This is a genomic window from Kribbella sp. NBC_01484, from assembly GCF_036227145.1.
Lineage (GTDB): Bacteria > Actinomycetota > Actinomycetes > Propionibacteriales > Kribbellaceae > Kribbella.
Map to the genome: position 1 here is coordinate 61,893 of NZ_CP109437.1, position 12,078 is coordinate 73,970.

The window sequence follows — 12,078 nt, forward strand, 5'->3', positions numbered from 1 at the left end:
TCAGTCAGTCCCTTCGGCCGGGGCCAGGGGCGCCCGGAGGATGGTGAACGTGCGGGTGATGCTGAACCCCGTCTTCAGGTAGAGCTGCCCGGCCGGCGACTTCTCGCCGGTCCACAGGAACCAGGCGCTGTGCGCGCCGAGGGCAACCATTCGCTCGAGCGTCAGGTGCAGCAGCACCTTGCCGAGCCCGGTTCCGCGCGAGGCCGGGAGTACGCCGAACGGCCCGAAGCGATCGATCACCGACTCGTAGGTCCCGTGCATCGCCCAGCCGAGGATCCCGCGGCCCGGATCACGGGCCACCACGATGCGGTCCAGTGGCATCCCCGCGACGACGGCCTCGCGGATCGCGCGCGCCCAGTCGGGGTTGAACTCGCCACCGGCGATGGAGATCAGCGACGTCAGCTCGTCGCCGTTCGGGGTGCCGAAGCTGTAGCCCTCGGCCGTCAACGTCTCGATCCGTTTCCCGACGTCCGCCGGGATCTCGTACCCGACCAGACTCCGGTCCATCGCGACCGCGTCGTACTGCCGCTCGAAGCCGAGCGCCGGCAGCAGCCGTCCGGCGGCCGGGTAGCGCTCGGCGTCGAGGCCGGGGAGGAAGTAGTTCGGCGTGTACGACGAGAAGAAGACCTCGGAGCGCCCGTGGTCGCGCAGCCAGTCCATTGCCGCCGTCAACAGTTCCCGGCCGAGGCCGCGGCCGCGGTGATCGGGGTGGACGAAGAAGAACGGGATCCACCCACTCGCCGGTTCCAGCTCGTCCGCGTCGACCGCGATCAGACGTCGTACGGCATAGGCCGCGCCGACGATCTGATTGTCGACAATCGCGACCTTGAGACCGGCGGCGTCGAAGTTGCGGTCGAGCAGGAACAGGTCACGGAAGCGCGGATAGCCGATCGGATCGGCCGGGGCCGCCGCCGTCCAGACCGCGGCGAGCGCCGGGCCGTCGCCGACCTCGAACGAACGGATCATCACGCTGTCCCTTCGTAGAGCAGTACGCCGGGCCGCACCCAGCCGGCCGGCGTGGTTGCCTCAGGCAAGAGAGCGATCGGGTCGTCGCCCGACTCGAGCGCCTGGCGGAGCGAGTCGGATCCCCACAGCTTGTCCAGCGACGGCAGCAGCCCGAAGTCGTCCGGGTAGAGCTCATTCAGCACCCGCAGCATCACCAGCGCGGTCCGCACCGGCTCGAACGCCGACCGATCGACCACATGCAGCTGTACGCCGGACACCGCCTGGCCGGCGTACTTGCTGAAGACGGGCTCGAACCACGTACGACGGAAGATGACTCCAGGCAGGTCGCACGAGCGCAACGCCGGGACGAGCCGATCGTCGACGTACGGCGCCCCGATCGTCTCGAACGGCCGCGTCGTACCGCGTCCCTCGCTGAGGTTGGTGCCCTCGAAGAGGCCCGTGCCGGGGTAGACGAGCGCGGTGTCGATCGTCGGCATGTTCGGCGACGGCGGCACCCACGGCAGCCCGGACGGCAAGGAGCGGGACCAGCCCTCCATCGGGATGACCGTTGCCTTACCCAACTGAAGGGCCAGCTCGCCGACGGTCAAGCCGTGCCGGAGCGGGATCGGGGCGCGACCGACGAAGCTCTCGAAGCCCGGCTGTAGCAGCGGACCTTCCACGCGTACGCCGCCCAGCGGGTTCGGCCGGTCGAGGACGATGAACGGCTTGCCGAGGCGCGCGGCCGCCTGCTGGCAGTCGTACATCGTCCAGACATAGGTGTAGAACCGCGTCCCGAGGTCCTGGATGTCGAAGAGCACCGCATCCACGCCGGAGAACAGTTCGTCGAGCGCAGGCCCTTGCCGGAGGTAGGTGTCGAAGACCGGCAGCCCGGTGTCCGGATCGTTGCCCTCGGCCTCGGATGCGCCGGCCTGGGCCGTGCCGCGCAGACCGTGCTCGGGACCGAAGAGCGCAGTCAACCGCAGTCCGGACTCCAGCAGCGCGACGGCAGTCGGCCGCAGGTCCGGCAGGACGCCGGTGAAGTTCGTGATCAGCCCGAGGCGACCGTCGGCCACCAGTCCAGGCTCCGCGGCCAGACGCTCCGCGCCGGTTCGTACCTCCATCGCCACCACCGCCGCCCCAGATCGTGGATCGTGCAGGAACTGGGCAAAAACTTACCGACGCGGTCAGGCAAAGGTCAATGGGTTACCGGGAACCGTTTGCCAAATCAGGGCAGGAACGGGGCCAGCACGGCAAGGAAGTCGTCGAGGCGCTCGGCGTGGACCCAGTGGCCGGCTTCGGGGACTTCGGCGTACTGGACCTGGGGGAAGTACGACGCGATGGTGGCGCGGTGGTCCTGCTGGACGTAGTCGGACTTGCCGCCGTAGATGAACAGCGTCGGGCCGTCGTACCGCAGTCCCTCGACCGCCGGCCAGCCGGAGATGGCGGGCAGCGCGGCCTCGATGACCGGGAGGTTGGGGCGCCAGCGGGCGCCCGAGGAGTCGAGGATGAGGTTCTGCAGGAGGAAGGCGCGGGTGCCGGGATTGGGGACGGCGGCAACCAGTTGGGCGTCGACGTCGGCGCGGCGCTGCACCGAGGACAGGTCGGCGTTGCGCATCGCCTGGGCGTAGTCGACGAAGGCCGGCGGGTAAGCGACCGGCGCGGCGTCGACCACGGCCAGGCGTTCGACGACCTGCGGGAACTGCAGCGCGGTGAGCATCGCGGTCTTGCCGCCCATCGAGTGACCGACGAGCGCGACCGGCCCGACGCCGAGCGACTCGATCGTCTCCCGGACGTCCTCGGCCATCTCCGGATAGCTCATCGTGTCCGTGTGCGGCGACGTCCCGTGGTTCCGCAGGTCGAATGCGAAGACCCGGTGCCGGTCCGCGAGGCGCCGGGCCGCGGTCATCCAGTTCCGGCCGGATCCGAACAGCCCGTGCATCACCACGACGGGCGTGCCCGACGCGCCGTACGACGTGACCGGAAGCTTCATCCGCATACCTTTCAGCGGCGGCGTTGCCAGCAGGCGGTGTGCCAGTGGCGTCGCTCGTCGAGGGACTGGGCGCCGCCGATCGCGCCGAGCAGGCTGGGGTTCTCCGGCCAGACCACGACATGGGGCGTGGCAGGCAGGATCTGCTGGTCGCAGCCGGGACAACGATAGGACTTGGCCGACGCGGAGCCGGACACGCGGCGGACGATCCACTCGCCGTCGGATCGCTCCTCGCGGGCCTGGGTACCACCGAGCAGCGGCCGGTCACCGACCGGCCGCTGCCACTTGGAAGGCCTTCTGCGCGACATAGCTCTTCAAGGCTAGCCGTATGAGCCAGGTCACTCCGGCATGGTCGGCCCGCAGGTCAGCTGCGCGCGACGGCGTACGCCGCGGTGCCGATCAGCTCCATCGACACCTGAAGGCGTTCCAGGCTGACGTTCTTCGCGATGGTGTCCTCGGGCGAGTGGTACGGCGGTTCCAGGTGAGCCGGCGAGATCTCGCCACGCCACGAGAAGTTGGCGGACGCGATCCCGACCTCCTGGAACGACTGATGATCCGACGCACCACGTTGGACCGGACCGACCAGCTGCGGGTCGTACCCGAGCCGCTGACCGGCCGCCCGGACCGCATCCGTCGCCGTGTTGGCCAGGCCGGTGAACGACAGCAGCCAATAGGTGACTGCTGGGTCCCAGCTGGTGGCGACCATGTCGTTCTGGAAGACCGCCCGGTACCGATCGCGCTGGTCCTGTGCGAGCTGCGCGACGTGATACCGGGACCCGATCAGGCCTTGCTCCTCCGAACCCCAGAGCGCGAACCGCAGGGTCGCGTTGGTGGGGAGACGGCTCATCACCCGGGCCAGTTCCAGCGTGAGCACGGTGCCCGAGCCGTCGTCGTTCGCACCCGGTGCGCCGATCACCGAGTCGTAGTGACCGCTGACCATCACGATCGGCCCGTTGGTACCGGACCTCCCCCGACCCTCGCCGATCACGTTGTTCGAGATCAGACCGCGGTGGGCCGTCGTACTGATCCGCAGCGGCAGTGAGTTCACCACCGCGAGAGCTTCGCGGATCAGCCGCTTCTGCACCTGGGCGACGCCGATCACCGGGATCGGTACGTCGGTCAGGCCGCTCGGCGCGAACGCCGACGCCCGGCGGGGGAACACCTGGTCGGCCGGCAACAGGATCACACCGACAGCACCCCGCGCCACGGCCTCCGCGACTAAGGCCGGGCGCGACGCTGCCACGTCGTCCGCGATCACGATCGAGCCGGCCACATCAGCCGGCCAGACCGGTGCCGTCGCCGGGCCGACGTCCCGGACCGGACCCTCGACGGTGACGTCGAGCTTGCCACCGGGGGCGGCGCCGGCCTGCCAGCACAGGTCGCCGGGCAGGATGTCCCGGACGTCCTCGATCTCGGCGGTGAACTTGTCCGCCACTCCGAACGGCTCCAGCCGGGTCCGGTAGCCGAACTTGTCGAGCTGGCCGGCGAGGTAGTCGGCCGCTCGCTTCTCACTCGTGGTCCCGCCGATCCGCGGGCCGATGTCCTCGGACAGCACCTGCAGGTGGCGCAGCGCGCGGTCCGAGGACAGGCCGGACACGATCTGGCGGTCGTACTTGTCCAGCGTCGGGCGGTTCATCGCACCCGGTCGCTGGTCGTCGGTGCCCCAGGCGGGGGCGGCGGGAAGAGCAGTTGCGGCGGTGACCCCGGCGACAGCGCCGAGCAGTCCGCGGCGACTCAGACCGGATCTATCGGTCATGCAGGTCTCCTCACAAGGGTGGGCGGCCCCGAGACCTGTGAACCTAACCCATCTGCGACTGAGTCGCCTAGAACTCAGCGCGAAGTTCGCTGCCCACTTCGTGCAGGTGCTGCAGACCCATTCGGTACGAATCGATCAGGGTGGTGCTGACGTACGGCATGCCGATCTGTTCGCAGTACGAGCGGACGACGGGCTGGGCGAAGCGGAGGTTGGCCCGCGGCATGCTCGGGAAGAGGTGGTGCTCGATCTGGTAGTTCAGGCCGCCCATCATCCAGTCGGTGACCAGGCCGCCGTTCACGTTGCGCGAGGTGAGCACCTGCTTCTCGAGGTGGCCCCAGTTGGTCTCGCCGTCGGGCATCTCCATGCCCTTGTGGTTCGGGGCGAACACGCTGCCCAGGTGCAGACCGAAGATCATGTGGTGGATCAGCGCGAACAGCACCGCCTGGCCCGGCGACATGATCAGGAACAGCGCGGTGAAGTAGAGGACGAGATGCGCGGCCATCAGGCCGAGCTCGAGCCTGGCCTCGCGGCGCGGGCGGCCGAGCAGGAAGCGGATGCTGGAGACCTTGAGGTTGAAGCCTTCCAGCGTCAGCAGCGGGAAGAAGATCTTCGCCTGGTGACGGGTCAGCCAGCCGTGCAGGCCGGTGCGGCCCTCAGCCTGTTCGAGCGTCCAGACCAGTACGCCCTCGCCGACGTCCGGGTCCTTGTCGGTGTGGTTCGGGTTCGCGTGGTGGCGGTTGTGCTTGTCGTTCCACCAGCCGTAGCTCATCCCGAGCAGCAGGTTGCCGTGCACCAGGCCGACCCAGTCGTGCAGCTTGCGGGAGCTGGCGATCTGCTGGTGGCCGGCGTCGTGCCCGAAGAACGCGGCCCGGGTGGTCAGGATGCCCAGCGGGAGCGCGAGCAGCAGCACCCACCACGAACTGCCGACCACGGCGATGGCCGCCCAGGTCAATCCCATCAGGACCACGTTGATCCCGATCGCCATCGCGTACGCCGCCGTACGGCGCTCCAGCAAACCGGCCGCCTTGATCTCCCGCAGTAACGGGGAGAAGTCGGAACCGCGCGTGGCAATAGGAGGTGAAACCGTTGGCTGAGCCATCAAAGGTCCTCGTCTCGGGATCGGGGGAGGCCTAGGCGTACAGCCGCGGCCAGCGTACGTCATCAAGCCTCAGCGCCCTAACGGCTCAGCACATGAGTGCTACTACCCGAACGCGATGGGGAGCCAGTGCCCAGGCGACAGTGGGCCTAACACCACTGAGTCAGGTCTCACACTCGGTCATGATGGAGACATGAACGAACGCAGTGAGTTCATCAGCAGGCACAGCCCATCTCGTGTCTCGTCCGCGCCCGGAGCGAAGCGAGGACGTGGATGAGCAAGCTTGCCACCCAGGCGCCGCCGCTGCGGTACCCCAAGCTCGCGCAGCCATGGATCGCGCTGTTCCTGGCCATCCTGGCCGAGCTCGGGATCGCCTTCTTCGTGCTCAACGTGGTCGCCGTGCCGCTGATCGCGGTCTGGGTCGGGATCCCGCTGCTGCTCGTGTTCGTACCGGCCGCACGCTGGTTCGCGAACTGCCACCGGACCATGCTGGCCGGATTCCTCGGCGAGCCGATCCCCCGCCCGTACAAGAAGCCGCCGGTGCCCGGGGTGCTGATGTGGTTGCGGACGACGCTGACCGACCCGGCTACCTGGCGTGACATCGTGTGGCTGCTGGTGAACGCCGTACTGGGGTTCACCCTGTGTCTGCTGAGCGCCGTACTCTTCCTGGCCACGCTGTTCTATCTGGTCTACCCGCTGCTCGTCGGCGTCACCCCGGAGGGTGTGTTCACCGAGCCGTTCGGCGGGCTGGTCACGGTGAACTTCTGGACCAGCTTCCTGCTGATGCCGGTCGCGCTGATCGCGTTCATGATCTGGTACGCCGCCGGCGAGCGGCTGCTCAAGGCGAACGCGTACATCGCCCGCTCGCTGCTCGGCCCGACCGAGAGCGCCCGGCTGGCGATGCGGGTCCGCGAGCTGGCCGAGTCCCGGGCCGAGACCGTCGACACCCAGGCGGCCGAGCTGCGCCGGATCGAGCGGGATCTGCACGACGGCGCCCAGGCCCGGCTGGCCGCGCTCAGCATGAACCTGGGCATGGCCGAGGAAATGGTCGCCCGTGATCCGGCCCAGGCGGCCGCACTGCTCACCGAGGCCCGCGAGTCCGCCAGTACGGCGCTGTCCGAGCTGCGCGACCTGGTCCGTGGCATCCACCCGCCGGTCCTCGCGGATCGCGGTCTGGACGGCGCGGTCAAGGCGCTCGCGCTGACCTGCCCGTTCAAGGTCGACGTCACCTTCGACCTCCCCGGCCGGCCGCCCGCGCCGGTCGAGTCGGCGGCGTACTTCGCGGTGGCCGAGGCGCTCGCGAACGCGGTCAAGTACTCGGCCGCGACGCAGGCGTGGATCCAGATCACCCACGAGGAAGAGCGGCTGCACATCCTGGTCGGCGACGACGGCGTCGGAGGTGCGGTCGTCCGGCCCGGTGGCGGTCTGTACGGTATCGAACGGCGGCTGGCCGCCTTCGACGGTACGTTGACCGTCGTGAGCCCGAGCGCCGGGCCGACCACCGTGATCATGGAGTTGCCTTGCGAGTCCTCATCGCTGAAGACCACGCCCTCCTCCGGGACGGACTGATCCGCCTGCTGGAGGCGCACGATTTCGAGGTCGTCGAGGCAGTCGACAACGGTCCCCGGCTGGTGCCCGCTCTGGTGGAGCACCGGCCGGACGTCGCCGTGGTCGACGTCCGGTTGCCACCGACGTTCACCGACGAGGGCCTGAAGGCCGCGATCGAGGCCCGCCGCCAAGTCCCGGGCCTGCCGATCCTGGTGCTCTCGCAGTACGTCGAGCAGCTCTACGCGCGGGAGTTGCTGACCGGCGGCGGTGGCGCGGTCGGCTACCTGCTGAAGGACCGGGTCTCCAACGTGGCCGAGTTCCTCGACTCGGTACGGCGGGTTGCCGCCGGAGGCACCGCGATGGACCCGGACGTGATCGGACAGCTCCTGGCCCGCAACACCCGCGACGAGCCGATCAGCCGGCTCACCCCGCGCGAGGCCGAGGTCCTGGGCCTGATGGCCGAAGGCCGGTCCAACGCCGCGATCGCCGGTGCCCTCTTCGTCACCGAGAAGGCCGTCAGCAAACACACCAACAACATCTTCTCCAAGCTCGACCTGCCCCCCTCGGAGGACGACAACCGCCGTGTGATGGCAGTACTCACCTACCTGTCGTCCCGCTAGGACACGTCACCCGGAACAGGCTCAGCGGCACGCAGACCAGCGACCAAGCCACCCGCGGCTGCGACCCGATCCCGGATCGGGATCCCGGATCGGGTGGGAGATCCTCAACAGCCTGCCCCGGCCGGCCGGCGGTCGCGGCCTGGGCGGACGTGGCGCACTCACCAACCCGGTCCGTCCGGCGCGGAGTGCTCGCGGTCGAGCGTCGCATCTGTGGCATCGCGTTGCTTGTGAGTGGTGCAGGTCCGGTCAGCGGCGCGGCATCGCCACACCCGCCACCACCGCCGCGGCGGGGTGGGGCGGACCTCCAGGCCATCACAATCACCCAGACGCCGCGATCGTCCGCGGGAGGCCTTCGTCGTCGCCTCGTTGTGATGGCCTAGCGATCCGGTCGACGGCACGAGCAACACCCACCGAACCAACCGAAGCGCCGGATCTCCCATCCCGTTGTCGGTTCTCCCCTGGTGCACGAGGGGAGAACCCACAACAGCAGCGGACAACCCATGCCGTCCACGGTTTAAGAGCGGCTCCTGTACGCCGATGGGCTCAGGCCTGTGTGGAGCCGGAAGCGGGTGGAGAAGTAGAGCGGGTCAGGGTAGCCGACCTCGGCGGCGACCGAGGCGATCGGGCGGGCGGTGAGTTCGAGCAGGCGGCAGGCCGCGTCGAGGCGGCGGCGTTCGACGAACTGCTGGGGGCTGACACCGAGCTGCTCGCGGAAGAGATGGGCGAACCGTGACACCGACAGGTTGACCGCGCGCGCCAACCTGGGCAGCTCGAACCTCGCCTTGAGGTCCTGGTCGATCAGCTCGATGACGCGGAGCAGGCGGTCGTCGATCCGGACTGCTTTGGGGTTCTGGGTGTCGCACCAGAGCAGTGCGGCCTCGAGGGCGTTCGCGCTCAGTTGCTCGCCTTGGGTGAGGACGCTGCGCTGGTGCCGGACGGCGTGCCGGAGATGATCGGCGATTCGTTCAGCCGCCGCGGGTGCCGGCCTGAGCAGGAGGATGCCGGGGGCAACTTCGGGCCAGTCGAGCAGCGGCAACCAGTCGGGTTTCGGGTGCAGGTGCGCGTAGAGGAAGTGCCAGCGCGGCCCGGTGGTGGCGTAGTCGTGCCGGGTTCGCGGCCGGACCAGGACAACCGTGTCGGGATCCGCCGCGACAGCTCCGAACCTGCCGGTGCCGTCGAGAGTCTGCACCAGCAGCCAGTCCGTGGTCCCGCGGCGACGATACGTCGCGTACTCCGGTCCCTCGTCGAACTCACCGGTCTCCAGCCGGCGGACAACCGGATGCGGAGACTCAGCAGGATCTCGAAGGTTCACAGCTCGATAGACTATCGCCCGTCCGGACTTCCTGCGCAGATCCTGGACTCATGACTCTACTCATGCCACGCCTCCGGCGCGGCGGGTCATGGGGCTGTTGCTCCCGGCCTTCCCTCGTCGCTCCAGTCGCTTTCGCTCCCTCCGCTCCTCAGTCCAGGCCGGGAGGCCCCATGACCCAGACAATCGCCGACATCTACCGGCGGGACGGGATCGTGCAGGTCCCCCAACTGCTCGACGCCGCCGAGGTCGAGCAACTCAGGACGGTCTTCATGGACCAGGTCGCCGAAGACCACTCGCTCGCGATCGACGACGGCGTACCGGACGACGATCCGCTGGCCCGGTTCCCGCGGTTCGTGCACCCACACCGGCGGACCGATGTGGCGGCCGGCCGGATTGCGCTGGAGCTGATGCTGGACAGCCGGATCCTCGATGTCGTCACCGTGCTGATCGGACCGGCGCTCGGTGCCCAGTCGATGTTCTACTTCAAGCCGCCGGGCGCCCGCGGGCAGGCCCTGCACCAGGACAACACGTTCCTGCGCGCGGATCCCGAGACCTGCCTGGCCGCCTGGATCGCGGTCGACGACGTGGACGCGGAGAACGGCGGGCTCGCGGTCGTCCCAGGCTCGCACCAGACCGAGCTCGCCTGCCCGGAACCGGCCGACCTGACCGAGTCGTTCACCAACGCCGAGGTCCCGGTGCCCGACGGTCTGACCAAGGTGCAGACGAAGATGCGGGCCGGCGACGTGCTGTTCTTCCACGGCAGCGTCGTGCACGGCTCCCGGCCCAACACGAGCGTGGACCGCTTCCGCCGCGCGCTGATCTTCCACTACATCCCGGAGGACAGCACCGAGATCGCCGCCTTCTACAACCCGCTCGTGCGACCGGACCGTCGTACGGCCGTCCTCCCCGAAGCCATCGGCGGCGGCCCCTGCGGCGACTACGCGGACGCCGAACCCTAGGACACGACCTTGGTCAGTTGCTGTAGTCGCGGAAGCCTCGGCCGGTCTTGCGGCCGAGGTAGCCGGCGGTGACGAGGTGCTCGAGCAGCGGGGCCGGCGCGAAGCCAGGCTCGCGGAACTCGAGGTAGAGGGTGCGCTGGATCGCCAGCGAGACGTCCAGACCGACCACGTCGAGCAGCTCGAACGGGCCCATCGGCAGGCGGCAGCCGAGCTTCATCGCGGCGTCGATGTCGTCGACGTTCGAGTAGTGCGCCTCGAGCATCCGGACCGCGTCGTTCAGGTACGGGAACAGCAGAGCGTTGACGATGAAGCCGGCCCGGTCGCCGCAGCGGACCGGATGCTTGCCAGCGGCAACGGCCAGCGCCGCGACCGTGTCGGCGACCTCGGGTGCGGTGCTGACGGTGCTGACCACCTCGACCAGCTGCATCACCGGCGCGGGGTTGAAGAAGTGCAGCCCGACCACGTCGGCCGGCCGCTTGGTCGCCATCGCCAGGTCGATCACCGGCAGGGACGACGTGGTGGTGGCCAGGATCGCGCCCGGCTTGCAGATCTCGTCGAAGGTCTCGAACAGCGCCTGCTTGACGCTGAGCTCCTCGACCACGGCCTCGATCACCAGGTCGGCCCGGGCGAGGTCGTCGAGCTTCGCCGTACCGGTGATCCGGCGCAGAGCCGCGTCGCGCTCGTCGGACGAGAGCTTGCCGCGCTGGACGCCCTTCTCCAGCGAGCGTTCCAGCCCGGCCCGGACCTGGTCGACCTTCTCGGTGCCGCGGGCGACGTACAGAACGTCGTACCCGGCCTTCGCGCAGACCTCGATGATGCCGACCGCCATCGTGCCGGAGCCGACCACGCCGACCTGCTTGATCGGGCGGACGGCCGGAGCGTCACCTGAGGTCGAAGGGGTCAGGTCGTCGTCCACGACGACCGGCGAGTCCGGAGCCTCGTAGGTGTAGAAGCCACGGCCGGTCTTGCGGCCGAGCAGGCCGGCGGTGACCATCTGCTTCAGGATCGGGGCCGGCGCGTGCAGCCGGTTGCGGCCCTGCTTGTACATCGTGTCGAGGATCTCGTACGTCGTGTCCAGGCCGATCAGGTCGAGCAGCGCCAGCGGACCCATCGGGTAGCCGCAGCCGAGCCGCATCGCCGCGTCCACGTCTTCACGGGTCGCGTAGCGGGACTCGACCATCGAGACCGCGTGGTTGAGGTAGCCGAACAGCAGGGCGTTGGCGATGAAGCCGGCCCGGTCCGCGGCGACCACCGGAACCTTGTCGAGCCGGCGGGCCAACGCAAGTACGTCCTCGACCACGTCCGGCTCGGTGACGACGGTCTTGATGACCTCGACGAACTCCTGCACCGGCGCCGGGTTGAAGAAGTGCATGCCGACGACCCGGCGCGGACGCTGCGTGGCGACGGAGATCTCGGTCACGGACAGGCTCGACGTGTTCGTCGCGAGAATGGCGTCCTCCCGGACGACCTTGTCGAGCTCGGCGAAGATCTCGCGCTTCAGCTCCAGCCGCTCGATGACCGCCTCGATCACCAGGTCGCAGTCGGCGAGCGCGTCCATCGAGGTGGCGAAGGTGACCCGGTCGAACAGCGCCTGCTGGTCCTCGACGGACAGCTTGCCGCGCTTCACGGCCCGATCGGTCGAGTGCTGGATGTGGCCGCGGCCGCGCTCGGCGGCCTCCTCGTCACGCTCGACGCCGACCACGGTCAGCCCGTTGCGCGCGAACACCTCGGCGATCCCGGCGCCCATCGTGCCGAGACCCACCACACCTACCGTCTTCAGTTCCCGAGCCATGCCTGCACTATGCCAGTCCGCACACTGGTCCGCCCATGAGCTGAGTCACCCGCGAGGCTGTAT

At 69.0% G+C, this 12,078-nt stretch carries 11 protein-coding genes; 3 read left to right on the forward strand and 8 right to left on the reverse strand.

Features of this window, described 5'->3' with window-relative positions; translation table 11 throughout:
• The 6 genes from OG555_RS00275 to OG555_RS00300 all read right to left on the reverse strand — a co-directional run bounded on the left by OG555_RS00275 (position 1) and on the right by OG555_RS00300 (position 5,787).
• Positions 1–966: a GNAT family N-acetyltransferase gene (locus tag OG555_RS00275; protein WP_329479977.1), complete on the reverse strand. Its 966-nt coding sequence runs from the start codon at positions 964–966 to the stop codon at positions 1–3.
• On the reverse strand, positions 966–2,066 hold the full coding sequence (locus tag OG555_RS00280; protein ID WP_329479979.1) for an exo-beta-N-acetylmuramidase NamZ family protein: 1,101 nt from the start codon (positions 2,064–2,066) through the stop codon (positions 966–968). Before OG555_RS00280 ends, OG555_RS00275 begins: the two co-directional genes overlap by 1 nt.
• Before the next feature lie 104 nt (positions 2,067–2,170).
• The gene (locus OG555_RS00285) at positions 2,171–2,935 is read right to left on the reverse strand and encodes an alpha/beta fold hydrolase (RefSeq protein WP_329479981.1); all 765 of its coding nucleotides are present in this window, start codon (positions 2,933–2,935) and stop codon (positions 2,171–2,173) included.
• An 11-nt stretch (positions 2,936–2,946) separates the two neighbouring features.
• Positions 2,947–3,240, reverse strand: a complete 294-nt coding sequence (locus tag OG555_RS00290; protein WP_329479983.1) for a hypothetical protein — start codon at positions 3,238–3,240, stop codon at positions 2,947–2,949.
• Between the two features lie 56 nt (positions 3,241–3,296).
• Positions 3,297–4,688: a M28 family peptidase gene (locus OG555_RS00295; RefSeq protein ID WP_329479985.1), complete on the reverse strand. Its 1,392-nt coding sequence runs from the start codon at positions 4,686–4,688 to the stop codon at positions 3,297–3,299.
• 67 nt (positions 4,689–4,755) lie between these two features.
• The gene (locus OG555_RS00300) at positions 4,756–5,787 is read right to left on the reverse strand and encodes a fatty acid desaturase family protein (RefSeq protein WP_329479987.1); all 1,032 of its coding nucleotides are present in this window, start codon (positions 5,785–5,787) and stop codon (positions 4,756–4,758) included.
• A 270-nt stretch (positions 5,788–6,057) separates the two neighbouring features.
• On the opposite strand from OG555_RS00300, the gene OG555_RS00305 reads away from it, so the two are divergent.
• Both OG555_RS00305 and OG555_RS00310 read left to right on the forward strand, forming a co-directional pair.
• Positions 6,058–7,353: a sensor histidine kinase gene (locus OG555_RS00305; RefSeq protein WP_329479989.1), complete on the forward strand. Its 1,296-nt coding sequence runs from the start codon at positions 6,058–6,060 to the stop codon at positions 7,351–7,353.
• Positions 7,305–7,952 carry a response regulator transcription factor gene (locus OG555_RS00310; protein WP_328519215.1) on the forward strand — a complete coding sequence of 216 codons (648 nt, stop codon included), beginning with the start codon at positions 7,305–7,307 and terminating at the stop codon, positions 7,950–7,952. Before OG555_RS00305 ends, OG555_RS00310 begins: the two co-directional genes overlap by 49 nt.
• 514 nt (positions 7,953–8,466) lie before the next feature.
• Here OG555_RS00310 and OG555_RS00315 read toward each other — a convergent pair.
• Positions 8,467–9,264, reverse strand: coding sequence for a helix-turn-helix domain-containing protein (locus OG555_RS00315; protein WP_329479991.1), 798 nt, complete (start codon positions 9,262–9,264; stop codon positions 8,467–8,469).
• Positions 9,265–9,434: 170 nt separating this feature from the next.
• Between OG555_RS00315 and OG555_RS00320 the strand changes: the two genes are divergently transcribed.
• Positions 9,435–10,223, forward strand: coding sequence for a phytanoyl-CoA dioxygenase family protein (locus OG555_RS00320; protein ID WP_329479993.1), 789 nt, complete (start codon positions 9,435–9,437; stop codon positions 10,221–10,223).
• Positions 10,224–10,236: 13 nt separating this feature from the next.
• On the opposite strand, the gene OG555_RS00325 is transcribed toward OG555_RS00320, so the two are convergent.
• Positions 10,237–12,015, reverse strand: coding sequence for a 3-hydroxyacyl-CoA dehydrogenase family protein (locus OG555_RS00325; RefSeq protein ID WP_329479995.1), 1,779 nt, complete (start codon positions 12,013–12,015; stop codon positions 10,237–10,239).
• Positions 12,016–12,078: the final 63 nt, after the last annotated feature.

What these genes read in the sequence shown, in the direction of transcription:
- OG555_RS00275 (WP_329479977.1), bottom strand. Translation starts at nt 966, where the DNA reads ATGATCCGTTCGTTCGAGGTCGGCGACGGCCCGGCGCTCGCCGCGGTC.
- OG555_RS00280 (WP_329479979.1), bottom strand. Translation starts at nt 2,066, where the DNA reads ATGGAGGTACGAACCGGCGCGGAGCGTCTGGCCGCGGAGCCTGGACTG.
- OG555_RS00285 (WP_329479981.1), bottom strand. Translation starts at nt 2,935, where the DNA reads ATGAAGCTTCCGGTCACGTCGTACGGCGCGTCGGGCACGCCCGTCGTG.
- OG555_RS00290 (WP_329479983.1), bottom strand. Translation starts at nt 3,240, where the DNA reads ATGTCGCGCAGAAGGCCTTCCAAGTGGCAGCGGCCGGTCGGTGACCGG.
- OG555_RS00295 (WP_329479985.1), bottom strand. Translation starts at nt 4,688, where the DNA reads ATGACCGATAGATCCGGTCTGAGTCGCCGCGGACTGCTCGGCGCTGTC.
- OG555_RS00300 (WP_329479987.1), bottom strand. Translation starts at nt 5,787, where the DNA reads ATGGCTCAGCCAACGGTTTCACCTCCTATTGCCACGCGCGGTTCCGAC.
- OG555_RS00305 (WP_329479989.1), top strand. Translation starts at nt 6,058, where the DNA reads ATGAGCAAGCTTGCCACCCAGGCGCCGCCGCTGCGGTACCCCAAGCTC.
- OG555_RS00320 (WP_329479993.1), top strand. Translation starts at nt 9,435, where the DNA reads ATGACCCAGACAATCGCCGACATCTACCGGCGGGACGGGATCGTGCAG.
- OG555_RS00325 (WP_329479995.1), bottom strand. Translation starts at nt 12,015, where the DNA reads ATGGCTCGGGAACTGAAGACGGTAGGTGTGGTGGGTCTCGGCACGATG.